The sequence below is a fragment of the Pseudomonas sp. 02C 26 genome (genome assembly GCF_002843585.1).
Taxonomy (GTDB): Bacteria; Pseudomonadota; Gammaproteobacteria; order Pseudomonadales; family Pseudomonadaceae; genus Aquipseudomonas; species Aquipseudomonas shirazensis.
This window is the reverse complement of the sequence record NZ_CP025262.1, coordinates 4,421,175-4,446,014: the sequence shown is the minus strand read 5'-3', so window position 1 is coordinate 4,446,014 and position 24,840 is coordinate 4,421,175. Positions and strand designations below refer to the sequence as shown.

At 61.4% G+C, this 24,840-nt stretch carries 19 protein-coding genes and 2 tRNA genes; 13 read left to right on the top strand and 8 right to left on the bottom strand.

Annotated features, from left to right (window positions below; genetic code table 11):
• Position 1 precedes the first annotated feature (1 nt).
• From glmM to CXQ80_RS20200, 13 genes are all read left to right on the top strand, one after another.
• Complete coding sequence (gene glmM, locus CXQ80_RS20260; RefSeq protein WP_101322159.1) at positions 2 to 1,342, top strand: phosphoglucosamine mutase; 1,341 nt, start codon at positions 2 to 4, stop codon at positions 1,340 to 1,342.
• Between the two features lie 66 nt (positions 1,343 to 1,408).
• Positions 1,409 to 2,164, top strand: a complete 756-nt coding sequence (gene tpiA / locus CXQ80_RS20255; RefSeq protein WP_101322158.1) for a triose-phosphate isomerase — start codon at positions 1,409 to 1,411, stop codon at positions 2,162 to 2,164.
• Between the two features lie 4 nt (positions 2,165 to 2,168).
• Positions 2,169 to 2,561 carry a preprotein translocase subunit SecG gene (gene secG, locus CXQ80_RS20250; RefSeq protein ID WP_101322157.1) on the top strand — a complete coding sequence of 131 codons (393 nt, stop codon included), beginning with the start codon at positions 2,169 to 2,171 and terminating at the stop codon, positions 2,559 to 2,561.
• A gap of 21 nt (positions 2,562 to 2,582) precedes the next feature.
• A tRNA-Leu gene (locus tag CXQ80_RS20245) sits at positions 2,583 to 2,668 on the top strand.
• Positions 2,669 to 2,766: 98 nt separating this feature from the next.
• A tRNA-Met gene (locus CXQ80_RS20240) sits at positions 2,767 to 2,843 on the top strand.
• 130 nt (positions 2,844 to 2,973) lie between these two features.
• Positions 2,974 to 3,432 carry a ribosome maturation factor RimP gene (gene rimP / locus CXQ80_RS20235; protein WP_150571338.1) on the top strand — a complete coding sequence of 153 codons (459 nt, stop codon included), beginning with the start codon at positions 2,974 to 2,976 and terminating at the stop codon, positions 3,430 to 3,432.
• A 59-nt stretch (positions 3,433 to 3,491) separates the two neighbouring features.
• Positions 3,492 to 4,973 (top strand): transcription termination factor NusA, encoded by a 1,482-nt coding sequence (nusA, locus tag CXQ80_RS20230; RefSeq protein ID WP_101322156.1) that lies wholly within the window; start codon positions 3,492 to 3,494, stop codon positions 4,971 to 4,973.
• Positions 4,974 to 5,000: 27 nt separating this feature from the next.
• Positions 5,001 to 7,526 carry a translation initiation factor IF-2 gene (gene infB, locus CXQ80_RS20225; protein ID WP_101322155.1) on the top strand — a complete coding sequence of 842 codons (2,526 nt, stop codon included), beginning with the start codon at positions 5,001 to 5,003 and terminating at the stop codon, positions 7,524 to 7,526.
• A 117-nt stretch (positions 7,527 to 7,643) separates the two neighbouring features.
• A complete protein-coding gene (gene rbfA, locus CXQ80_RS20220; protein WP_101322154.1) occupies positions 7,644 to 8,045 on the top strand; it encodes a 30S ribosome-binding factor RbfA in 402 nt (133 codons plus the stop codon).
• A 3-nt stretch (positions 8,046 to 8,048) separates the two neighbouring features.
• Positions 8,049 to 8,966 (top strand): tRNA pseudouridine(55) synthase TruB, encoded by a 918-nt coding sequence (truB, locus tag CXQ80_RS20215; RefSeq protein WP_101322153.1) that lies wholly within the window; start codon positions 8,049 to 8,051, stop codon positions 8,964 to 8,966.
• A 147-nt stretch (positions 8,967 to 9,113) separates the two neighbouring features.
• A complete protein-coding gene (gene rpsO / locus CXQ80_RS20210) occupies positions 9,114 to 9,383 on the top strand; it encodes a 30S ribosomal protein S15 (RefSeq protein WP_101322152.1) in 270 nt (89 codons plus the stop codon).
• Between the two features lie 247 nt (positions 9,384 to 9,630).
• The gene (gene pnp / locus CXQ80_RS20205) at positions 9,631 to 11,736 is read left to right on the top strand and encodes a polyribonucleotide nucleotidyltransferase (protein WP_101322151.1); all 2,106 of its coding nucleotides are present in this window, start codon (positions 9,631 to 9,633) and stop codon (positions 11,734 to 11,736) included.
• A 484-nt stretch (positions 11,737 to 12,220) separates the two neighbouring features.
• Positions 12,221 to 12,571: a BON domain-containing protein gene (locus CXQ80_RS20200; protein ID WP_101322150.1), complete on the top strand. Its 351-nt coding sequence runs from the start codon at positions 12,221 to 12,223 to the stop codon at positions 12,569 to 12,571.
• 95 nt (positions 12,572 to 12,666) lie between these two features.
• Here CXQ80_RS20200 and CXQ80_RS20195 read toward each other — a convergent pair whose 3' ends face one another.
• The 8 genes from CXQ80_RS20195 to CXQ80_RS20160 form a co-directional block, all read right to left on the bottom strand.
• A complete protein-coding gene (locus CXQ80_RS20195) occupies positions 12,667 to 15,603 on the bottom strand; it encodes a DUF748 domain-containing protein (RefSeq protein WP_101323110.1) in 2,937 nt (978 codons plus the stop codon).
• 78 nt (positions 15,604 to 15,681) lie between these two features.
• Complete coding sequence (locus tag CXQ80_RS20190; RefSeq protein WP_101323109.1) at positions 15,682 to 16,551, bottom strand: oxygenase MpaB family protein; 870 nt, start codon at positions 16,549 to 16,551, stop codon at positions 15,682 to 15,684.
• Positions 16,552 to 16,594: 43 nt separating this feature from the next.
• Positions 16,595 to 18,529 carry an acetate--CoA ligase gene (gene acs / locus CXQ80_RS20185; RefSeq protein ID WP_101322149.1) on the bottom strand — a complete coding sequence of 645 codons (1,935 nt, stop codon included), beginning with the start codon at positions 18,527 to 18,529 and terminating at the stop codon, positions 16,595 to 16,597.
• Positions 18,530 to 18,760: 231 nt separating this feature from the next.
• Entirely contained in the window at positions 18,761 to 20,425 is a 1,665-nt protein-coding gene (gene pgi, locus CXQ80_RS20180; protein WP_101322148.1) for a glucose-6-phosphate isomerase, read from the bottom strand.
• A 151-nt stretch (positions 20,426 to 20,576) separates the two neighbouring features.
• On the bottom strand, positions 20,577 to 21,440 hold the full coding sequence (gene panC, locus CXQ80_RS20175) for a pantoate--beta-alanine ligase (protein ID WP_101322147.1): 864 nt from the start codon (positions 21,438 to 21,440) through the stop codon (positions 20,577 to 20,579).
• On the bottom strand, positions 21,437 to 22,237 hold the full coding sequence (gene panB, locus CXQ80_RS20170; RefSeq protein ID WP_101322146.1) for a 3-methyl-2-oxobutanoate hydroxymethyltransferase: 801 nt from the start codon (positions 22,235 to 22,237) through the stop codon (positions 21,437 to 21,439). Before panB ends, panC begins: the two co-directional genes overlap by 4 nt.
• A 244-nt stretch (positions 22,238 to 22,481) precedes the next feature.
• Positions 22,482 to 22,961, bottom strand: coding sequence for a 2-amino-4-hydroxy-6-hydroxymethyldihydropteridine diphosphokinase (gene folK, locus CXQ80_RS20165; RefSeq protein WP_101322145.1), 480 nt, complete (start codon positions 22,959 to 22,961; stop codon positions 22,482 to 22,484).
• A gap of 2 nt (positions 22,962 to 22,963) precedes the next feature.
• Complete coding sequence (locus tag CXQ80_RS20160; RefSeq protein WP_101322144.1) at positions 22,964 to 24,352, bottom strand: polynucleotide adenylyltransferase PcnB; 1,389 nt, start codon at positions 24,350 to 24,352, stop codon at positions 22,964 to 22,966.
• Positions 24,353 to 24,840: the final 488 nt, after the last annotated feature.

Sequence of the window (24,840 nt, the reverse complement as noted above, 5' to 3'; positions counted from 1 at the left end):
TATGAGCAAAAAATACTTTGGTACCGATGGTATCCGCGGTCGCGTTGGCGTCGCTCCGATTACTCCTGACTTCATGCTCAAGCTTGGCTGGGCAGCCGGCATGGCCTTCCGCAAGCAGGGCGCCTGCCGCGTGCTGGTGGGCAAGGACACGCGGATTTCCGGTTACATGTTCGAGTCTGCGCTGGAGGCCGGGTTGTCTGCGGCCGGCGCCGATGTGATGCTGCTCGGGCCGATGCCGACTCCGGCCATCGCCTACCTGACCCGCACGTTCCACGCCGAGGCGGGGATCGTCATCAGTGCTTCGCACAATCCGCACGACGACAACGGCATCAAGTTCTTCTCCGGCCAGGGCACCAAGCTGCCTGACGAAGTCGAGCTGATGATCGAAGAGCTGCTCGATCAGCCGATGCAGGTAGTCGAGTCGAGCAAGCTGGGCAAGGTTTCGCGCATCAACGACGCTGCCGGTCGCTACATCGAATTCTGCAAGAGCAGCGTGCCCAGCAGCACCAGTTTCGAAGGCCTCAAGCTGGTCATCGACTGCGCCCACGGTGCCACCTACAAAGTCGCGCCAAGCGTGTTCCGTGAGCTGGGGGCGGATGTCACCGTGCTGCATGCCGAGCCAAACGGGCTCAACATCAACCTCAACTGCGGCTCGACGCACATCGAGTCGCTGCAGGCGGCGGTGCTGGTCGGTCATGCCGATCTGGGCATTGCCTTCGATGGTGACGGCGACCGCGTGCTGATGGTCGACCACACCGGGGCCATCGTCGATGGCGACGAGTTGCTGTTCATCATCGCCAGAGACCTGCAGGAGCGTAACAAGCTGCAGGGCGGAGTTGTCGGTACCCTGATGAGCAACCTCGGCCTGGAGCTGGCCCTCAAGGACCTGGACATCCCGTTCGTGCGGGCCAAGGTCGGTGACCGTTACGTGATGGCCGAGCTGACCGAGCGCGACTGGCTGATCGGCGGCGAAAACTCCGGTCACGTGGTGTGCTGCAACCACACCAGCACTGGCGACGCGATCATCGCAGCGCTGCAGGTACTGATGGCGCTCAAGCGCCGCGGCGAGAACCTGGCGCAAACCCGTCAGGCCCTGCGCAAGTGCCCACAGGTGTTGATCAACGTGCGCTTTGCCGCTGGCCAGGCCGACCCACTGGAGCACCCGGCAGTGATCGAAGCCAGTGCCAAGGCGACCGAGGCGATGGCTGGTCGTGGCCGTGTGTTACTGCGCAAGTCCGGCACCGAGCCGCTGGTGCGGGTCATGGTCGAAGGTGACGACGAAAGTCAGGTCCGCGGCCATGCCGAAGCCCTGGCCAAGGTGGTTGCTGAAGTTTGTGCTTGAAAGGCTCTTGCCAGCGCAGATCTGGTTGGGTAAGATCTGCGCCCACTTTGACCGACGAGGTAAAGCATGCGTCGCCCCATGGTAGCTGGTAACTGGAAGATGCATGGTACCCGCGCTAGCGTCGCTGAGCTGACCGAAGGCCTGGGCAATTTGTCCCTGCCAGCCGGTGTCGAAGTTGCGGTATTTCCACCCGCGCTGTTTGTCACTGAGGTGATTAACGGCCTGCAGGGTAAAGGGATTACCGTAGGTGCACAGAATTCTGCTATACAGCCTGAGCAAGGCGCGCTGACCGGCGAAGTTGCACCGAGTCAGTGGGCTGAAGTCGGTTGCAAGTTGGTGTTGATTGGTCACTCGGAGCGTCGTCAGATCATTGGCGAAACAGATGAAGTGCTCAATCGCAAGTTTGCAGCGGCACAGGCTGGTGGTTTAACGCCAGTGCTCTGTGTAGGGGAAACCCTCGAAGAGCGTGAAGCGGGCAAGACGCTTGAAGTTGTTGGGCGTCAACTAAGCAGTATCATCGACGCGTGCGGTGTTAAGGCTTTGGCCAATGCGGTAATTGCTTATGAGCCTGTTTGGGCGATTGGCACAGGTTTGACGGCCACGCCGCAACAAGCTCAGGATGTGCACGCTGCCATCCGCGCTCAATTGCAGGTGCTGGACGCGGAAGTTGCTGATAATATGCGACTTCTCTACGGCGGTAGCGTGAAAGCGGCCAATGCGGCCGAACTGTTCGGCATGCCGGACATCGATGGGGGGCTCATTGGTGGAGCTTCCCTGAACGCAGACGAATTCGGTGCAATTTGTCGCGCCGCAGGACACTGATCAAATGATTGAAACCGTCGTAGTTGTTTTTCATCTGTTGGCTGCGCTGTCGTTGGTAGCGTTGGTCTTGTTGCAACAAGGTAAGGGTGCAGAAGCAGGAGCATCTTTCGGCGCAGGGGCCTCAAACACTGTGTTCGGAAGCCAGGGCTCGGCAACCTTCCTAAGTAAATTCACTGCTGTACTCGCTGCCACTTTCTTTTTAACTGCACTTGGGTTAGGATACTTCGCAAAGGAGAAGGCTCACGAGCTGACTCAAGCAGGTTTGCCAAATCCAGCAGTATTGGAAGTTCAGCAGCCTAAGCCGGCAGTTAATGATGATGTACCGGTGCTCCAGGAACAGAAGAGCAACACTGCCCCAGCGGGTGATGTAGTTCCTCCAACCGAAGAGCAGAAGTAACGGGTTTCAAATTGTAGTATTGCCGAGGTGGTGGAATTGGTAGACACGCAACCTTGAGGTGGTTGTGCCCATAGGGTGTAGGGGTTCGAGTCCCCTTCTCGGTACCAATTGAAGCAAGAGAGCCCGCTTTAGCGGGCTTTCTTGTCGGTGGAAGTCTGATTGACCCCGCCAGGGGTTCAGTCTTATACTTTCGCCCCAGCTTTGTCGCGGGGTGGAGCAGCTTGGTAGCTCGTCGGGCTCATAACCCGAAGGTCGTTGGTTCAAATCCAGCCCCCGCAACCAGTTTTGAGCGGAGCCCCTTTTCAGGGGCTTTTTGCTAGCCGAACAGTTTTGGCGTCGTTGTCCAACGGCGCTTTCAGGGATGGGCGCTTCGCCCATTTTTTATTTGCACAGCATGCACGAGGGGGTTCAGGTGTCGAGCAAGCTAGAACAGTTGCAGGCCTTGTTGGCCCCGGTTGTCGAGGGTCTGGGCTATCAATGCTGGGGGGTGGAATTCATCGCCCAGGGCAAGCATTCGGTCTTGCGTGTCTATATCGACAAGGAAGGCGGCGTGCTGGTGGATGACTGCGCAATTGTCAGTCGTCAGGTCAGCGGTGTTCTCGATGTCGAAGACCCGATCACTTCCGAATATACCCTCGAGGTGTCCTCTCCTGGCATGGAACGCCCACTGTTCACGCTTGAACAGTATGCCTCGCATGCCGGCGAACAAGTGAAGATCAAGCTGCGTTCACCCTTCGAGGGTCGTCGCAACTTCCAGGGCCTTCTCCGCGGCGTGGAGGAACAGGATGTGATCGTCCAGGTCGATGATCAAGAGTTCCTGCTACCGATCGACTCGATCGAAAAGGCCAATATTATTCCCAGTTTTGACTGAGACGTGCCGGGCCCGGTGACTAGACCGGACCCAATGGCTTGCGCAAGGCGAGGCGTACGATGAGCAAAGAAGTACTGCTGGTTGTTGAATCGGTATCCAACGAGAAGGGCGTCCCACCGGGCGTGATCTTCGAAGCGCTGGAAGTGGCTCTGGCCACTGCAACCAAAAAACGTTTTGAAGACGAAGTCGACCTGCGTGTGGAAATCAACCGCCACACCGGTAACTACGAGACCTTCCGTCGCTGGACCGTGGTCGATGAGCAGGATCTTGATGATCCGGCGATCGAAACCTGGCTGGACAAGATCCACGAGACCCACCCTGAAGCCAAGGTTGGTGACGTGATCGAGGAGAAGATCGACTCGATCGAGTTCGGTCGTATCGCCGCTCAGACCGCCAAGCAGGTCATCGTGCAGAAAGTCCGCGAGGCCGAGCGCGCCCAGGTGGTCGACGCTTACCGCGAACGCGTGGGCGAGATCATCTCCGGCACCGTCAAGAAGGTCACCCGCGACAACGTTATCGTCGACCTGGGCAACAATGCCGAAGCATTGCTGGCTCGTGAAGACATCATTCCACGTGAGACCTTCCGTGTCGGTGTGCGCTTGCGCGCACTGTTGAAGGAAATCCGCACCGAGAACCGCGGTCCGCAGCTGATCCTGTCGCGCACTGCGCCACAGATGCTGATCGAACTGTTCACTATCGAAGTGCCGGAAATTGCCGAAGGCCTCATCGAGGTCATGGCCGCTTCCCGTGACCCGGGTTCGCGCGCCAAGATCGCCGTTCGCTCCAAGGACAAGCGCATCGACCCGCAAGGTGCCTGTATCGGCATGCGCGGTTCGCGTGTGCAGGCGGTGTCCGGCGAGTTGGGCGGTGAGCGTGTGGATATCGTCCTCTGGGACGAGAACCCAGCGCAGTTCGTCATCAACGCCATGTCGCCGGCTGAAGTCGCGGCGATCATCGTCGATGAAGATGCCCACGCCATGGACATCGCTGTTGGCGAGGACAACCTGGCCCAGGCCATCGGTCGTGGTGGTCAGAACGTTCGTCTGGCAAGCCAGCTTACCGGCTGGACCCTGAACGTGATGACCGAGAAGGACATCCAGGCCAAGCAGCAAGCCGAGACTGGCGACATCCTGCGCAACTTTGTCGACGAGCTGGAAGTCGATGAAGAACTCGCCCAGGTGCTGGTCGACGAAGGCTTCACCAGCCTGGAAGAAATTGCCTACGTACCGTTGGAAGAAATGCTCAACATCGATGGCTTTGACGAGGATATCGTCAACGAGCTTCGCGCTCGTGCCAAGGACCGCCTGTTGACCAAAGCCATCGCTACCGAGGAAAAACTGGCAGACGCCCATCCGGCCGAAGACCTGCTCTCTCTTGAGGGTATGGACAATGACCTGGCGGTTGAACTGGCGGTGCGCGGCGTGGTTACCCGCGAAGACCTGGCCGAGCAGTCGATTGACGACCTGCTCGACATCGACGGCATCGACCAAGAGCGTGCCGGCAAGTTGATCATGGCCGCCCGAGCCCACTGGTTCGAGTAATTAGGCGCGGCCTGAGGAGAGAAGTGCATGACGCAAGTCACGGTGAAAGAATTGGCCCAAGAGGTCGCTGCACCGGTTGAGCGCCTGCTGCAGCAGATGCGTGAGGCGGGTTTGCCGCACACCGACGCCGGTCAGGTAGTGACCGACAATGAGAAGCAGGCTTTGCTGACTCATCTGAAGAGCAGCCACAAGGCTAAAGCGGAAGAGCCGCGCAAGATTACCTTGCAGCGCAAAACCACTAGCACCCTGCGTGTAGCCGGTAGCAAGAGCATCAGCGTAGAAGTACGCAAGAAGAAAGTTTTCGTTCAGCGCAGCCCGGAAGAAATCCAGGCTGAGCAGGCGCGTGAGCTGGAAGAGCGTCGCGTGGCTGAAAACGCCGCACGCGAAAAAGCCAACATCGATTCGCGTCAGCGTATCGCCGAGCGTGACGCCCCGCAGGGTGCTGTTGCGAGCAAGCCTGAGCCTGTTGCCGCCGCTGCTCCTGCAGCCGCTGCACCGGCCCCGGCAGCTGCGCCGCAAGAGCCTCTGACCGAGGAGGCAGCGGTTCGCGCCGCCGAGCGCAAGAAAGAAGAAGTGCGCCGCACCGAAGACCGTGCCCGCAACGAAGACCGTCGCGGCCGTGGCGAAGCGCCGCGCGTGTCGGTCAAGGTCAAGGTCAAAGAGAAAGAAAAGACCCCGACTCCGCGTGCTGCTCCGCGTACCACCGAAGAAGAAAGCGATGGCTTCCGACGCGGTGGCCGTGGCAAGGGCAAGCTGAAGAAGCGCAACCAGCATGGTTTCCAGAGCCCTACCGGCCCGGTTATCCGTGCCGTGAGCATCGGCGAGACCATCACCGTCTCCGAGCTGGCCAACCAGATGTCCGTCAAAGGCGCTGAAGTGGTCAAGTTCATGTTCAAAATGGGTACTCCGGTCACCATCAACCAGGTCCTCGACCAGGAAACTGCACAGCTGGTAGCTGAAGAGCTGGGCCACAAGGTCACGCTGGTCAGCGACACCGCGCTGGAAGATTCCCTGGCCGAATCGCTGAAGTTCGAAGGTGAAGTCACCTCGCGTGCTCCGGTCGTGACCGTAATGGGCCACGTCGACCACGGTAAAACCTCGCTGCTCGACTACATCCGTCGTGCCAAGGTTGCTGCTGGCGAAGCCGGTGGTATCACCCAGCACATCGGTGCCTACCACGTCGAAACCGACCGTGGCATGGTCACCTTCCTCGACACCCCTGGTCACGCCGCGTTTACTCAGATGCGTGCCCGTGGTGCCAAGGCGACCGACATCGTCATCCTGGTGGTGGCGGCGGACGACGGCGTGATGCCGCAGACCCGTGAAGCTGTTCAGCATGCGAAAGCCGCTGGCGTGCCACTGGTTGTTGCAGTGAACAAGATCGACAAGCCAGGCGCTGACCTCGACCGCATTCGTAACGAACTGTCGGTAGAAGGCGTGACCTCCGAGGACTGGGGTGGCGACACTCCATTCGTCAAGGTTTCGGCGAAGATGGGTACCGGCGTCGACGAACTGCTTGAAGCCGTTCTGTTGCAGGCCGAGATCCTCGAGCTGTCGGCTACCCCAACCGCGCCTGGTCGTGGTGTGGTCGTCGAATCGCGTCTGGACAAGGGCCGCGGCCCGGTCGCTACCATCCTGGTTCAGGACGGTACGCTGCGTCAGGGCGACATGGTCCTGGTCGGCTCCAACTATGGCCGCGTGCGTGCCATGCTTGACGAGAACGGCAAGCCAGTCAAAGAAGCCGGCCCATCGATCCCGGTCGAGATCCTCGGCCTCGATGGCACTCCGGAAGCCGGTGACGAGCTGTCGGTAGTTGGCGACGAGAAGAAAGCCCGCGAAGTTGCCCTGTTCCGTCAAGGCAAATACCGCGAGGTCAAGCTGGCCCGTGCTCACGCCGGCAAGCTGGAAAACATCTTCGAGACCATGGGTCAGGAAGAGAAGAAGACCCTCAACATCGTCCTCAAGACCGATGTTCGTGGCTCCCTGGAAGCACTGCAGGGTTCGCTCGGCGGTCTGGGCAACGACGAGGTGCAGGTCCGTGTGATTGGTGGCGGTGTCGGTGGTATCACCGAGAGCGATGCCAACCTGGCCCTGGCGTCCAACGCGGTGCTGTTCGGCTTCAACGTGCGGGCCGATGCCGGCGCGCGCAAGATCGTCGAGCAGGAAGGTCTGGATATGCGTTACTACAACGTGATCTACGACATCATCGAAGACGTCAAGAAAGCCCTGACCGGCATGCTCGGCAGTGATGTTCGCGAGAACATCCTGGGCGTTGCAGAAGTACGTGATGTGTTCCGTTCGCCGAAGTTCGGCGCCGTCGCTGGCTGTATGGTCATCGAAGGTACCGTGTACCGCAACCGTCCGATCCGCGTTCTGCGCGAAGACGTTGTGATCTTCGAAGGCGAGCTGGAATCGCTGCGTCGCTTCAAGGACGACGCTGCCGAAGTTCGTGCCGGCATGGAGTGCGGTATTGGCGTCAAGAGCTACAACGACGTCAAGGTCGGCGACAAGATCGAAGTCTTCGAGAAAGTCCAGGTGGCTCGTACCCTGTAAGGGTCGAGCTGGCAGATGCCCCGCCCCAGGGCGGTTGGCAACGCCTCTGCAGGTAGCGCCCGGTCAGGCTTCACGCCTGGCCGGGCGTTTGCCGCTTTAAGTTACAGGTAGCAACGAATGGCAAAAGAATACAGCCGTACCCAACGCATTGGCGATCAGATGCAGCGCGAGCTTGCCGAGCTGATCCGCCGTGAAGTGAAAGATCCACGCGTCGGCCTGGTGACCATCACCGCCGTCGACGTCAGCCGCGACGTGGGCCATGCCAAGGTGTTCATCACCGTCATGGGCCAGGAAGAGGAACCTGATGCGGTCAAGCAGTCGGTCAAGGCGTTGAACAACGCGGCGAGCTTCCTGCGTCTGCACCTGGGCCGCTCGATGCAGCTGCGCAGCGTGCCGCAACTGCACTTCCATTACGATGAGAGCGTCAGCCGCGGGGTTCACCTGTCGGCACTGATCGAGCGTGCCGTGGCAGAAGACCGCCAGCACCAGGATCCCGTCGAGCCGGACACCAAGGAGTAATCGGTGGCCCAGGTCAAACGAATCCGCCGCGACGTCAGCGGCATCATCCTGCTCGACAAACCGTTGGGGTTTACCTCCAACGCAGCGTTGCAAAAGGTCCGCTGGTTGCTCAATGCCGAGAAGGCCGGTCACACCGGCAGCCTCGACCCACTGGCCAGTGGCGTGCTGCCGCTGTGCTTTGGCGAAGCGACCAAGTTTTCGCAGTACCTGCTCGATTCCGACAAGGGCTACGAAACTGTCATGCAGATGGGGCAGACCACCACCACGGCAGACGCCGAAGGTGAGGTCCTGCAGACCCGTGAGGTGACCGTTGGTCGCGCCGACATCGAGGCAGCCCTGCCTCAATTTCGCGGCCCGATCAGCCAGATACCGCCGATGTACTCGGCCCTCAAGCGTGATGGCCAGCCCTTGTACAAACTGGCCCGTGCGGGAGAGGTAGTGGAGCGCGAGGCGCGTTCTGTTACTATTAACCGCTTGGAGCTGCTCGAGTGCGAAGGCACCCGTGCGCGTCTGACGGTAAATTGCACCAAAGGCACCTATATCCGCACCCTGGTGGAGGATATCGGTGAAGTGTTGGGCTGTGGCGCTTATGTTGCCGAGCTGCGTCGGACCCAGGCTGGGCCCTTCGAGCTGGCACAGACAGTGACGCTCGAAGAGCTCGAGCAAGCCCACGCCGACGGTGGCAACGAAGCGCTCGATCGCTTCCTGATGCCGTCCGACAGCGGTCTGCTCGACTGGCCTGTGGTGCAGTTGTCAGAGCACAGCTCGTTCTACTGGCTGCATGGCCAGGCAGTACGTGCACCGGATGCGCCGCAATTCGGCATGGTCCGGGTGCAGGATCACAATGGTCGCTTCATCGGTATCGGTGAAGTGAGCGAAGACGGGCGCGTTGCGCCACGTCGCTTGATTCGGTCGGAATGACCGATACTTGCGTTGCCGGCATGAGCCGACAGCGCAAGACACGAGGGTGGCTGTCAGTAGGCACGGTCACAGCTCTTTTATTAATACAGGGTTCGTCCCTGGCCTATTGGACCCCGCTTGCGGGATCCGTTTAACTGGAGATGCCAAATGGCCCTCAGCGTTGAAGAAAAAGCACAAATCGTTACCGACTACCAGCAAGCCGTCGGCGACACCGGTAGCCCAGAAGTGCAGGTTGCACTGCTGACTGCCAACATCAACAAACTGCAAGGTCACTTCAAGATCAACGGTAAAGACCACCACTCGCGTCGTGGCCTGATCCGTATGGTTAACCAGCGTCGTAAGCTGCTGGACTACCTGAAGGGCAAAGACACCACCCGTTACAGCACCCTGATCGGTCGTCTGGGCCTGCGTCGCTAATAGCGGCCTGGCTAGTGGTGGGCGTGGCGGGTCGCAAGCTTTGGCAGCGCTGCTTCAGCGTTGCCGACGGGCTCGTCATGCGTATCTTCGAGGTTGGCAGCCTGGTGTTGCCGAGCGGTTTATCCGCCCGGCAACCAGGCTCCCAGCCTCGAGTTGTATCTGGACGGTCAATGGGGCCGATTCCCCGTTCTGCCCAAGAATTCGCAAGAAACCAGTTCCCCCAGAGCCATTGAAAAGGTAGGAAACCGTGAACCCGGTAATCAAGAAATTCCAGTTCGGTCAATCGACCGTTACCCTCGAAACGGGCCGCATTGCCCGTCAGGCCACCGGCGCAGTCCTGGTCACCGTCGATAACGATGTCACCGTGCTGGTGACCGTGGTCGGTGCCAAGCACGCAGACCCAAGCAAAGGCTTCTTCCCGCTGTCCGTGCACTACCAGGAAAAAACCTACGCCGCTGGCAAGATCCCTGGTGGTTTCTTCAAGCGTGAAGGCCGTCCTTCCGAGAAAGAGACGCTGACCTCGCGCCTGATCGACCGTCCGATCCGTCCGCTGTTCCCAGAAGGCTTCATGAACGAAGTGCAGGTTGTCTGCACCGTCGTGTCGACCAGCAAGAAAACCGATCCGGACATCGCTGCGATGATCGGTACTTCGGCTGCCCTGGCAATCTCCGGCATCCCGTTCGAAGGCCCGATCGGCGCCGCCCGTGTTGCCTTCCATGAAAGCACCGGCTACCTGCTGAACCCAACCTACGAGCAACTGGCTGCCTCGAGCCTGGACATGGTCGTAGCCGGTACCGACAGCGCTGTGCTGATGGTTGAATCGGAAGCCAAAGAGCTGACCGAAGACCAGATGCTGGGCGCCGTACTGTTCGCCCACGACGAATTCCAGTCGGTCATCCAGGCTGTCAAAGAGCTGGCTGCCGAAGCTGCCAAGCCGACCTGGGACTGGAAACCAGCCGTTGCCAACACCGAGCTGTTCAACGCCATCCGCGCTGAATTCGGCGAAGGCATCTCGCAGGGCTACACCATCACCGTCAAGGCCGACCGCTATGCGCGTCTGGGCGAGCTGCGTGATCAGGCGATCGCCAAGTTCTCCGGTGAAGAAGGCCAGCCTTCGGCTTCCGTGGTCAAAGAAATCTTTGGCGAAATCGAATACCGCACCGTGCGCGAAAACATCGTCAACGGCAAGCCACGTATCGACGGTCGCGACACCAAGACTGTACGCCCGCTGAACATCGAAGTCGGCGTTCTGCCGAAGACCCACGGTTCGGCACTGTTCACCCGTGGCGAAACCCAGGCCCTGGTCGTTGCGACCCTGGGTACTGCGCGTGATGCTCAGCTGCTCGACACCCTCGAAGGCGAGAAGAAAGACCCGTTCATGCTGCACTACAACTTCCCACCGTTCTCGGTAGGTGAGTGTGGTCGTATGGGTGGTGCTGGCCGACGCGAAATCGGTCACGGCCGTCTGGCCCGTCGTTCGGTTCAGGCCATGCTGCCTGCTGCTGACGTGTTCCCGTACACCATCCGTGTGGTATCGGAAATCACCGAGTCGAACGGTTCGAGCTCGATGGCGTCGGTCTGCGGTGCTTCCCTGGCCCTGATGGACGCTGGTGTGCCGATGAAGGCGCCAGTTGCCGGTATCGCCATGGGCCTGGTCAAGGAAGGCGACAAGTTCGCCATCCTCACCGACATCCTCGGTGACGAAGACCACCTCGGCGACATGGACTTCAAGGTAGCCGGTACCGCCAAAGGTGTTACCGCGCTGCAGATGGACATCAAGATCAACGGCATCACCGAAGAGATCATGGAAATCGCCCTGGGCCAGGCCCTGGAAGCGCGCCTGAACATCCTCGGCCAGATGAACCAGATCATTGGTACTTCGCGTACCGAGCTGTCGGCCAACGCGCCGACCATGATCGCCATGAAGATCGACACCGACAAGATCCGTGACGTTATCGGTAAAGGCGGCGCGACCATCCGTGGTATCTGTGAAGAGACCAAGGCTTCGATCGATATCGAAGACGACGGCTCGATCAAGATCTTCGGCGAAACCAAAGAAGCCGCTGAAGCAGCTCGCCAGCGCGTCCTGGGTATCACTGCCGAGGCCGAGATCGGCAAGATCTACGTCGGCAAGGTTGAGCGCATCGTCGACTTCGGCGCATTCGTCAACATCCTGCCTGGCAAAGACGGCCTGGTGCACATCTCGATGCTCAGCAATGAGCGCGTAGAGAAGGTCACCGACGTGCTGAAAGAAGGCGAAGAGGTTGAAGTACTGGTACTGGACGTGGACAACCGCGGCCGTATCAAGCTGTCGATCAAAGACGTTGCGGCAGCCAAGGCTTCCGGCGTTTAAGCCAGCTGTAGTGGTATGAAATAAACCCTTTGGGGTTGCGCTGATGTTCAGCGCATAGGGGCCGCTGTGCGGCCCATTGCGATCTTGGGTCGCGATGGGTCACACAGAGGCCCTTTTTATTTGTCAAACACTGCCCCGTGTAGGAGCGGCCTTGTGTCGCGAAAGGGGTGCGCAGCGCCCCCGGCAGTTCTGCGGCGTTGCCTAAATCGTAGGGCCGCTACGCAGCCCTTTCGCGACACAAGGCCGCTCCTACATTTTCCGCGCCCATTTCGAGATAGCGAAAACTCTGGGGTACATGCATCTTGCATGCAGGAATTTGCTCCGGCTTGCAAAATGCACGAGAGAGTGGATTCCAGCAAATTGATAAGTTACTGATTTATATTGGTTTTATGGCCTTTGAAAAGTTGGCACAGCCCCTGCAATAGTCTATTCATCTGACGCCAACTGACTCGGCGCAGACCTTTCGACAACAGGAGTGACCCGTATGAAGAAGTTCGCTATTGCTGCCGCTACTGCTACCGCTCTGACTCTGACCATGGCTAACGCTGCTTTCGCTCAGCAAGCCGTTCAGGCTCCAGTTATGCTGGCTGCCAACACTGTCGACAGCGCCAAGCAAGATGGCTCCGATACCTGGATCACCACCAAGGTCAAAGCTGATCTGCTGACCGAGAAAGGCATCCCAGGCGGCGATATCAAAGTCGAAACCAATCAAGGCGTAGTTTCGCTGTCGTCCGATGTGAAAGTCACCGATTCGCAAAAAGAGCGTGCAGTAGCAATCACCAAGGCTATCAAAGGCGTTAAAGACGTCTCGGCTGCTGGTCTGAAAGCCGAATAAGGATTGCTGCGCAGGCCAGATGGATCTGGCCAACGCATAACGAAAAGCCCCGGCACATGCCGGGGCTTTTTCGTTGTTGCGCTCAATGCAGACGCTTATTCAGCATCCAGGTGCATCGGCGTGATCACGCGCCCATCCGATTCGGCCTGGCCCAGCGTGGTATCGATGAAGTACACCCGGTCATCCGCCAACTTGCCTTTGTCGACCAGGTAATCCTTGATATTACCGGCCCGCGCCTGGCCCAACTGGCGCAGCAGCGCAGCGCTCTCGGCCCAGGACTTGATCACCGCCTCACGCAGCTTGGCGCTACGCTCTTCACGCCCCAGCTGCTGCCATTCAGCAGGCGGCTGTTGTTTCAGGCGGGTGCGGTAGATACCTTCGAGCATCGCCGGCTTGTCGTCAGCATCCACCACCAGCATCGACGCATTGGCCGGCACCTTGTCGCCGCGGCGCTGCAGGATCTTGTACCAGATCGACTGATACTCACGCTCCAGGCGCTGCTCGGCGATCAACGGGCCATCGCTGGTCTGGGCGCTGGTGCCTTCGATCTCCAGGCGCAATTCAGGGCGTTCGTTGAGCGCGGTCGCCAGTTTGTCCAGGGCCGCTTGGGCATCGCCGCTGAGGTCGCTGGAGCCGGCGCTGAACGCGACCGTACCCAGGTCCTGCGAGCTGCCGCCGGAGACCAGCCCGCCAATGAACTTGAACGGCGCCTGGGCGGCACGCAGGACCAGATTGCGCAGGGTTTGCCAAACGATCGGCATGACGCTGAACTGCGGGTTGTTGAGGTCGCCGGTCACCGGCAGCTCGATCGAGATGGTGCCGTCGGTGTCCTTGAGCAGCGCCACCGCCAGGCGGATCGGCAGGTCGACGGCGTCGGGGCTGTCGACCTTCTCACCCAGTTGCAGTTGCTCGATCACCAGCTTGTTTTCTGCTTTGAGCTGGCCATTGGTGATCAGGTAGTGCACGTCCAGGTTGAGCCGGCCCTTGCGAATGCGAAAGCCGGCAAACTTGCCGGAGTAGGGCGTCAGTGTGGTCAGCTCGACGCGTTTGAAGCTGGTGGCGATGTCCAGGCTGGCCATTGGGTTGAACGGGTTGAGCGCGCCCTTGATGGTGACCGGTGCATAGCGGTCGACCTTGCCCTTGATATCGACCTTGGCCGGCGCTGGCTGGCGGTTGTCGATGGTGCCGACCTGGCCATTGAGCTGCTGCACGGCTGTGGCGAAGTTTGGTGTCAGGGTCAGGTCGGCAAAGTTGGCCGAGCCGTCGTTGATGTCGATCTTGCCGATACGAATGCCCAGTGGCTTGCTGTTGCTAGGAGTCACCGGTTTTTCTGCGGTGCTTTTGGTAGCACCGGCTGGCTGCGGAATCAGCAGGTCATCAACGTTGGTGGTGCGGTCTTCGTTGATGATGAAACGCGCATATGGCTGCAGCAGCTTGACTTGGTCGATGGTCAGCGCATCGCCGTGCACGTATGACAACCCATTGAGGTCGAGCTGCTGCCATTTGACGAAGTCGCGGTCCTTGATCGTGTCGAGGGTATGCAACTGGTTGACGGTGGCGGTACCGGTGACGGTAAAGGCCAGCGGCGCCGTATTTTGCAGATCGACCTTGAGCTCGCTGGCGAGCATGCCGCTGCGCAGTTCAAGCTGAATGAACGGGCTGATGTAGGCCTGGGCGATGCGCAGGTCGATGTCGCGGGTGCTGACATCGAGCTTGGCGGTGACCGGGGCCAGGTTGACCTGGCCGGAGGCTTGCAGTTTGCCTTGCTTGCCGACGGCGGTATCCAGTTTGAGGGTAAACGGCGACTTGTTGAGGCTGTCATAGCCCTGCATGTCGAGGTTGAGCGGGCCGACATCCAGGGTGACCGGTTCTTTCTGGCTGCGGTCTGCCAGGTGAATCATGTAATCACGCGCTTGAACGTCCTTGAGCAGTACTTGCCACGGCTTGCTCGGCGCGGCGGCTGCTTTTTCCTGCGCTGTCGGCTCGGCCGCGGCAGGTTCGGCTTTCTCCTGGGGGGTAGCTTTGGCTGGCTGGCTGGCGAACAGCGTCTGCCAGTCGAGCTGGCCGTCTTTTTCCAAGGCGGCCCAGGTCTCCAGCTTGCTGCTGCGGATCTTGCCTACGGTGACCAGTTGCTTGGCCAGATCGATCGAGGTTTCGCTGACTTCGAGACTGGCCAGCCGCGCCAGTTGCCTGCCGTCCGGTGCCTTGATGGCGAACGGCGCGATGCGTACCTGTGTGTTGTCGAGCAGCAGCTCGGTCTGTTTCGACAGGTTGAGCGTGTAGTGGGTATCGAGGCTGATCACGCCTTCTTCCAGTACCAGCGGCACCGCGTCACGCACGTAAGGCCAGAACGCCTTCATGTTGCCGTCGGTGATTTTCAGGGTGCCTTGCGAGCTGATCGGCGCCAGGCCGAGTGTGCCTTTCCAATCGATCCGCCCACCGGCGGGGCCGATGGCGACCAAGGTCATGTCGGCGCTGTCGTCGGGGAGGGTGCTGAGGTTCTTGAGCTCGAAATTCATCGAGTCGTAAAGAAACTCGATCGGCTCGCTCGGGCGCAGGTCCTGGAAGTGCAGGTAGCCTTCCGTGAGCTTGATGCTGCCGATACGCAGCGGGAACGGGTCGCTGGCTGGCTCGTCTGGCTTGGCTTCGCTGGGCGGCAGTTTGAACAGCTGAGTCAGGTTGAGGCTGCCGTTTTTGCCGAAGAGGATTTCGTTGCGCGGTTTGTCCAGCTCCACTGCATCCAGGTGCAGGGCGCCGCTCCACAGGCTGTCCAGCGACAGGTTGGCGTACAAACGCTCAAAACCCAGTTGCTCTTTGCCCGGCTCGCCGACCTGCAAACCCCACAGGGTCAGCTCTAGGCTGAACGGGTTGAATTCGATGCGTTGCAGCTGCGCCGGCACCGTCGCGTATTGGGCCAGCTGTTGATTGGCAATGCGTAGGCCAATGCCTGGAAGGATGAAGAAGCCGAGCAGGCTGTACAAGGCCACGAGGGCCAGCATGGCGCCGAGGGCGCGAGTCAATCCTTTGGGCATGTGCAGCATCGTCTGTCCGAGCGGGAGTGCTTGGAGTATGGCACGTTACATCGGTTCCGCAGAATCAGCCGAATTACCTTATTCGATGCCCATTCGCCTCCGCGCGCGGTGCGCCGAGCTGTCGCGCATGGCCCAGCGCAGGACTGGCGCGGTGCGCTCGATACCTGCCCGGATCAAGCGCCGACTCAGCGGCCCTTGCTGCAGCTCAAGCATATCCCGGCCCCAGCCTGGTAACAGTTCGATGCCTGCCCGCAGCATCAGCTTGCCCACGGGGGCTGCCAAGCGGCTTGGCGCCGGTGCCTTGAGCAGGATATCGATCACCTCCAGGCTGCGCGCATCGCAGTGCAACTGCGGACGCATGCGTTGCAGGTAGGCCTCGATTTGCGCACAGGAGCGTGGCACGTCGCGCGCGCCGAGGCGCTCGGCGATCAGGGCGATTTCGTTGTAGTACGCGTCCTGATCAGACTGCGCCAGATGCGGGTTGCGGTAACGCAGGTGGGCGGCCATGAAGCTGCTGACTTCGGCAACGTGCACCCAGGTCAGCAGGTCCGGGTCACTGGCGGCATAAGGCCGGCCATCGGCGGCGGTGCCGACGACTCTGAGGTGGATGGTGCGTACCTTCTCGATCAACCAGTTGGCGTCGCGGGTCGAGCCAAAGGTGGTGCCGGAGATGAATTGGCTGGTGCGGCGCAGGCGCCCGAGCAGGTCTTCGCGAAAGTTGGAGTGATCCCACACCCCGGCGAGGGCCAGCGGGTGCAGCAGTTGCAGCATCAAGGCACTGATACCGCCGACCAGCATGCTCGGGAAGTCGCCGTGGACCTGCCAGCTGACGCTGTCGGGGCCAAACAGGCCGGGGTCACCCTTGGGTGACTCCAGGTCAAGCTGGCCGAGGGCCAGGCCAGTCAGGCTCATGACCTGGGTTTCGATACGACGGCGTAAGGCTTCCATGGCGACCTGCAATGCGCGGCAGCCCGCCATGGGCCACCTCTAGCTATTGGTTGAGGCGAGTATCGATCAAGCCCTGCACGACGCTGGCATCGGCCAGGGTCGAGGTGTCACCCAGCGAGTCCAGCTCGTTGCAGGCGATCTTGCGCAGTATACGCCGCATGATCTTGCCCGAGCGGGTCTTGGGCAGGGCCGGTGCCCACTGGATCATCTCCGGTTTGGCGAAGCTGCCGATCTCCTTGCTGACCAACGCCAGCAGTTCAGCCTTGAGGGCGTCGTCTGCGCTCACGCCATTCATCGGCGTGACGAAGGCATAGATACCCTGGCCCTTGAGGTCGTGCGGATAGCCGACCACGGCCGCCTCGGCGATGCCGTCGTGCAGCACCAGCGCGCTCTCCACTTCTGCCGTACCGATCCGATGGCCGGAGACGTTGATCACGTCATCGACTCGCCCGGTGATCCAGTAGTCGCCATCGGCGTCGCGGCGGGCGCCGTCGCCGGTGAAATAGTAGCCGGCGAAGGGCTTGAAGTAGGTGTCGACCATGCGTTGCTGGTCGCCGTAGACGCTGCGGATCTGCGCCGGCCAGCTGGCTTTGATTGCCAGCAGGCCCGAACCTGGCCCGTCGATCACTGCGCCTTTGTCATCGAGTAGTACCGGTTGCACGCCAAACATCGGCTGGGTGGCGCAACCCGGTTTGATCTGCCCATTGCCCGGCAGCGGGCTGAGCATGATGCCGCCGGTTTCGGTCTGCCACCAGGTGTCGACGATCGGGCAGCGTTCTTTGCCGACCTGATGGAAGTACCACTCCCAGGCTTCCGGGTTGATCGGCTCGCCGACACTGCCGAGCAGGCGCAGGCTTTCCCGCGAGGTGTCCTGCAAGGGACCTGGGCCTTCGCGCATCAGGGCGCGCAGGGCGGTAGGGGCGGTGTAGAAGATATTCACCTGATGCTTGTCGATGACCTGCCAGAAACGCGAGCTGTCGGGGTAGTTGGGCACGCCTTCGAACATCAGCGAGATCGCCCCGTTGGCCAGCGGGCCATAGACGATATAGCTGTGGCCGGTGACCCAGCCGACATCGGCGGTGCACCAGAACACTTCGCCGTCGCGGTAATCGAATACCACCTTGAAGGTCATCGCGGCCTGCAGCAGATAGCCGCCGGTGGTGTGCAGCACGCCTTTGGGTTTGCCGGTGCTGCCGGAGGTATACAGGATGAACAGCGGGTCTTCGGCATCCATCGGCTCGGGTGGGCATTCGTCACCGGCAAGCTCGGTGGCGGTGTGGTACCAGAGGTCGCGCTGGTTGTCCCAGGCCACTTCACCACCGGTGCGGCGCACCACGAATACGCTGCTGACGGCCGGGCAGCTGGCCAGGGCCTTGTCGACGTTCTGCTTGAGCGGTACACGTTTGCCGCCCCGCACGCCTTCATCAGCGGTAATCACCGTGCGGCAGTCGGCATCCAGGATGCGGTCGCGCAGGGCGTCGGGCGAGAAGCCACCAAATACCACCGAGTGGATCGCGCCGATGCGGCTGCAGGCAAGCATGGCGTAAGCCGCCTCAGGGATCATCGGCATGTAGATGCACACCCGATCGCCCTTGCTCACCCCGCGCGCCTTCAGTGCGTTGGCCAGGCGGCAGACCTGGCGGTGCAGCTCGCGGTAGCTGATGGCCTGCGAATCCTTGGGGTCGTCGCCTTCCCAGAGCAGCGCGGTCTGCTCACCCCGTTTGGCCAGGTGGCGGTCGATGCAGTTGTAGCTGACGTTGAGCTTGCCGCCGGCGAACCATTTGGCATCGCCGCTGGCAAGGTCGGCCTGTTGCACGCTGCTCCAGGGCTTGATCCAGTCCAGCCGCTTGGCTTGCTCGGCCCAGAAGCTGTCCGGGTCATCGATCGACTGTCGATAGAGGCGTTGATAGTCGTCGGCGCTGAGCTCGGCGGCCTGGCTGACGGCGAGGGCGGTGGGATACTTGCTGAGATCGAACATGGCGGGTGGTCCTGCTCTTGTCGTGGCAAGGGACTGCACCTCACCGCGGCGCGCAAGGCAGGATGAAGTGCAACGGCTATTCGATGGACAGTGTAGTCGGCGCGGGTGTTCCTCCGGGGTTGCCGGCGCAATGCAAAGCGCGGGGCCAGCTTGCCCCCTGCAGTACCGCTCAATCGAACGCTACTGCAGGAGACAAGCTGGCCCCGCGCCGGGGCTTGCAGCAGGGCTTGATCAGCCGCGGTGACGACCGCGGAAGTAATTGATCAGGCCTTGGGTGGAGCCGTCTTCAGCGGCTTCTTCCTGAGCGCCGACCAGGCGTTGGTACACGCCTTTGCCGAGCTCTTTGCCCAGCTCGACGCCCCATTGGTCAAAGGCATTGATGCCCCAGATCACGCTCTGCACGAACACCTTGTGCTCATACATCGCCACCAGCGCGCCGAGGCGACGCGGGCTGATCCGCTCGACCACCAGGGTGTTGCTCGGGCGGTTGCCAGGGATGACCTTGTGCGGTGCCAGCTTGGCCACGTCGGCTTCGTTCAGGCCCTTGCCACGCAGCTCGGCCTCGGCTTCTTCGCGGGTCTTGCCGAGCATCAGTGCCTGGCTCTGCGACAGGCAGTTGGCGTACAGCCACTGGTGATGGTCGGCCACCGGGTTGAAGCTCACCACCGGCACGATAAAGTCGGCCGGGATCAGTTGGGTGCCCTGGTGCAGCAACTGGTGATAGGCATGCTGGCCGTTACAGCCAACGCCGCCCCAGATCACCGGACCGGTCGCGGTTGGCGCCGGGCAGCCATCCTGCAGCACGCTCTTGCCGTTGGACTCCATGTCCAACTGCTGCAGGTGCTTGGTGATGTTGCGCAGGTAATGGTCGTACGGCAGGATCGCGTGGCTGCGCGCATCCCAGAAGTTGCCGTACCAGACGCCAAGCAGGGCCAGCAGCACCGGCATGTTCTGCTCGAACGGCGCGGTCTGGAAGTGCTGGTCCATGGTGTAGGCGCCCGACAGCAGCTCCTTGAAGTTGGCCGTGCCGATGGCCAGCGCAATCGGCAAACCAATCGCCGACCACAGTGAGTAACGCCCGCCAACCCAGTCCCACATCGGGAAGATGTTTTCTTCGCGGATACCGAACGCGACGGCTGCGGCCTTGTTGCTCGAGACCGCGATGAAGTGACGGTACAGCTCGGCTTCGGAGCCACCCTGGGCCAGGTACCAGGTGCGGGCGGCCATGGCGTTCTTCAGGGTTTCGAGGGTGTTGAACGACTTCGACGAAACGATGAACAGGGTCGTCTCGGCCGCAAGCTTGGCCGACAGCTCGTGGAATTCGCTGCCGTCGATATTGGCCAGGTAGTGGCAGCGCACGCCGCGCTGGGCGTACGGCAGCAAGGCTTCGGAAACCAACTCAGGGCCGAGGAACGAGCCGCCGATGCCGATGTTGACCACGTCGGTGATCGGTTTTTCGCTGTAGCCGCGCCACAGCCCGTCATGAATGCGGCCGACCAGCTCGGTGATCTGGTTGAGTACCTTGTGCACTTCGGGCATCACGTTGACGCCGTTGACGCTGAGTTTGTCGCCAACCGGGCGGCGCAGGGCGGTGTGCAGTACGGGGCGGCCTTCGGAGGCGTTGATGATCTCGCCGCTGAACATCGACTTGATGGCTGCTGCCAGGTCGACGTCGGTGGCCAGGTTGACCAGCAGCTTGCGGGTCTCATCGTTGATCAGGTTTTTCGAGTAATCGAGAAACAGCCCGCAGCTGCTCAGGGAGAACTGATCGAAGCGTTGCGGATTGGCCGCGAAGGCGTCGCGCATGCTGAAATCCTGCATGGCGTCGCGGTGTTGTTGCAGCGCCTGCCAGGCTGGCAGCGTCGTCACATCATGGGGGGTACGGTAATACGCCATTGCGAAGGGTTTCCTTGATGCATGATCTGGCCTTGGACAACTGGCAGCCGCTGGCAGTTGCAGGCAGTTGATCATTATAGGCATGGCTGGCGCGGGGGGAATGGGGTCGGGCGGGGATAATTTGGGGCCGCGTGGCGGCCCCGGGTTGCAATCAGGCGGTGGGCTCGTCCAGATGCAGGTACAAGTTGTCGATCAGGCGTGTGGTGCCCAGGTACGCTGCGGCAATTACCACCACGTCGCGGTCATCGGCCATGGCCGGGCGCAGGGTCAGTGCGTGGCGCACTTCCAGATAGTCCGGGCGAAAGCCTGCCGCCAGCAGTTGGGCCTGACCGGCCACGATCAGCTCGGCAAAGTCGCGCTGGCCATGGCGGATGGCGTCGGCCATCACGCTCAGCTCGCGGTACAGCGCCGGCGCTGCAGCGCGTTGCTCGGGCGTCAGGTAGCCGTTGCGCGAGGACAGCGCCAGGCCATCGTCGGCGCGTACGGTCGGCTCGCCGATGATCTGGATCGGCATGTTCAGGTCGCGCACCATGGCGCGGATCACCGCCAGTTGCTGGTAGTCCTTTTCGCCGAACACGGCCAGGTCGGGCTGGACCATATTGAACAGCTTGCTGACGACCGTGGCCACGCCTTCGAAATGCCCCGGGCGGCTGGCGCCACACAGGCCTTCGGACAGTTGCGGCACGCTGACCCGGGTCTGCACTGTGGTGCCGTCGGGGTACATTTCATCCACGGTCGGCGCGAACAGCAAATGACAGCCTGCCTCGAGCAGGCGCTCCTGGTCAGCGGCAAGGGTGCGCGGGTAGCTGTCGAGGTCCTCGCCGGCGCCAAACTGCAGCGGGTTGACGAAGATGCTCGCCACGACGAAGTCGGCGCGCTGGGTGGCTTTGGTCACCAGGGCGACGTGGCCGCTGTGCAGGTTGCCCATGGTCGGGACAAAGGCGATGCGCTTGCCTTCGCTGCGGGCGCGGGCCACGGCTGCGCGCAGTTCACGGACGCTCTTGACGGTATTCATGCGCTGAACCCGTGTTCTGCAGCCGGGAAGCTGACGTCTTTGACCGCCGCCACGTAAGCACTCAGGGCGCCTTGGATATCGGCCTGGCCGAGCATGAAGTTCTTGACGAACTTGGGCATGCGCCCGGTCAGCGACAGGCCGAGCATGTCGTGCAGCACCAGCACCTGGCCGTCGGTGGCGTTACCGGCACCGATGCCGATCACCGGAATGGCCACGGCCTGGGTGATCTCCGCAGCCAGCTCGCTGGGCACGCATTCGAGCAGGAGCATGGCCGCACCGGCTTGCTCCAGAGCAATCGCGTCGGCGCGCATCTGCCGCGCCTGGGCTTCCTGCCGGCCCTGCACCTTGTAACCGCCGAGCACGTTGACCGTCTGCGGGGTCAGGCCCATGTGCGCGCACACCGGCACGCCACGTTCGGCCAGCAGGCGAATGGTCTCGCTCAGCCAGGCCGCGCCTTCGAGCTTGATCATGTGCGCGCCGGCCTGCATCAGGCTGGCGCAGTTGGCGAAGGCCTGCTCAGGCGTGGCGTGGGCCATGAACGGCAGATCGGCGAGGATCAGTGCGCCGTCGTTGCCGCGTTTGACGCAGGCCGTGTGGTAGGCCATTTCTGCAGTGGTCACCGGCAGCGTGCTGTCATGCCCTTGCAGGACCATTCCCAGCGAGTCACCCACCAGCAACACGTCGACCCCGGCCTGGCTGGCAGCCTTGGCGAAGGTGGCGTCATAGCAGGTCAGCATGGCGATTTTCTCACCCTTGGCCTTGAGGCCATGCAGGGTGGTCAGGGTTACTTCAGGCATGTAGAAAATCCTCGTTCAGGCGCTGTGCAATCGACCTGCGTACAACCTTGCGCAGGTGCCATGCGGAGCGGCACATCATCGTTCGTGATGTTCAGACCCGCCCGGGCCCAAATAGGTTAAGTGTGGCGCGTCGAGGCCACGGGATGCCTATAGTCGTGAGCGAGGGGAGGGAAGTCAATCACCCTGTTACCGCATTGTTACGGCAAGGGTGTTACTGGCGTTACCGCCGTCAAGATCGCCCGAATTACAGGCGTTCGAGGCCGCTGAACGGGCAGGCGGCGAGCATTAGCGCAAGGCTGCGACCATCGGCGAGGACGAAGTCGGCAGGCACCAGCTCAGCCAGCGGGTAGAGCACGAACGGGCGCGCGTGCATGTGGTAGTGCGGCACGGTCAGGCGTGGGCTGTCGAGCACCTGCTGGCCAAACAGCAGTACATCCAGGTCGAGGGTGCGTGGGCCCCAGCGTTCCTGACGCACGCGCCCTTGATCGTTCTCGATCGCCTGCAGCGCATCGAGCAGCTGCAGCGGCTCGAGCGTGGTGTCGAGCGCGGCTACGGCATTGGTGTAGCGCGGCTGGCCGGGCAGCAGCGAGTCGCTGGCGTAGAAGCCGGAAACCGCTGCCAGGCGCGTGCCCTCGGCCTTGTCCAAGGCATCGAGGGCGCTGCGCAGTTGCTCGGCAGGTTCGGCCAGGTTGCTGCCCAGGCCGATGTACACGCGCACGCTCATGCTCAGTCGAACGCTTCGTCAGCGCTGCGCTTGCGCTTGGTACCGCTGCGCTTGCGTTTGCGTGGCGCGGCGCCGCTGCCGTCATCACGGCTACCCAGCTCGGCGATCATGGCGCGGCGTTCGCTGTCGTTGGCGTCCTGGTAGTCGGTCCACCACTGGCCCAGCTCTTCGGTTTCCTCGCCGGCGCTCTCGCGCAGCAGCAGGAAGTCGTAGCCAGCGCGGAAGCGCGGGTTGTCCAGGAGCATGTCGGCGCGTTTGCCGCTGCGCCGTGGCAGGCGCTCCTGCATGTCCCAGATCTCGCGGATCGGCAGGGTGAAACGCTTGGGGATTGCAATGCGCTGGCACTGTTCGGCGATCAGGTCGTGGGCGGCCTGGTTCATTGCCGGGATCGGCGGTACGCCTTGGCTCTGCAGGTACAGTGCACGGCCCGGCAGGGCCGGCCAGAGCATGGCCGCGAAGAGGAACGCCGGCGTTACCGGTTTGCCCTGCTTGACGCGCAGGTCGGTGTTCATCAAGGCGTTGCTGATCAGCGTGTGGGTGTAGCTTGGGCGCTCTTCCAGGGCGTGGCTGCTGCCTGGGAACAACGGTTCAAACAGATGCAGGTCAACCAGCATTTCGAAGGCGATGGCGCCGTGGCCGGAGAGGAACAGCTTGAGGCATTCCTCGAACAGCCGTGCTGGCGGGATATCGCGCAGCATCGGTGCCAGCTCGCGGATCGGCTGCACCGTGTGCTTTTCGATGCCGAAGTTGAGCTTGGCCGCAAAGCGCACCGCGCGCAGCATGCGCACCGGGTCTTCCTGGTAACGATGGACCGGGTCGCCAATCAGGCGCAGCAGGCGGTTACGCACATCGGGCATGCCGTTGGCGTAGTCGAGGATGCGCTCGCTGACCGGGTCGTAGTACAGCGCATTGACCGTGAAGTCGCGGCGCTGGGCGTCGTCTTCGAGGGTGCCGTAGACGTTGTCGCGCAAAATACGACCGCTGGCATTATGCGACGAACGGTGGCTGTCGCCCTCGTCTTCATCGCTGTGGTGGGCACGGAAAGTGGCCACTTCGATGATTTCACGGCCGAAATGCACGTGAACCAGCTTGAAGCGGCGGCCAATGATTCGCGCATTGCGAAACTCGGCACGGACCTGTTCAGGCGTGGCGCTGGTGGCGACATCGAAGTCTTTGGGCGTGATGCCCAGGAGCATGTCACGCACACAGCCGCCAACCAGGTAGGCCTGGTATCCGGCAGCCTGCAGGCGATCGACAATGCCCACCGCATGGCGGCTGAACTGGCTGCGCTGCAGCGAGTGCTGGCTCTTGTTGATCACTTCAGGCGTGGTGCGCCTGTGGTGTTGACCACTAACGGGAGGACGGAACGACTGGAACAACTTCTTCAGCATGGGATGCACTGTTTGAAGGAATGTTCGGCCAAGGGATAGAGAATGGCCGCATGATGGGCGGGGATTCTAGCATTTACTTCGGGGATGGTGTAGGCGGTATGCCACGGGTGCTTGCGCGGGAGGCGGAAACGACAAGGGGAGCCTAAGCTCCCCAAGAAGTCGTTGCGTGCTCTTATTGTTTTTCTGCTGGGCTTCTTGTTTTTGTTGAGTGCCCTGCCCACAAAGCGCGAAACTTGTGGACGACCCCCAAACCGGGGGTAAAGAGCAAACGGATTGCTTTGGCCGCTGAGGTGATGCTGATCTGTCGATCCAACCAGTGTAGGCGCTGCTTTAGTGCAGTTTTTGTTGTTCTCTGCCTGGTCGTGGGGCAAGCCCCAAACACAACTCCTCTCCAAAAGAATCAGTTAGCTGCGCCTCCGCCGTCTTGTTTTTATTGTGCGTGAGCCGTTTCGTCTTGTTCTTATTCTGAGTTGCAATGCTTGTTATTG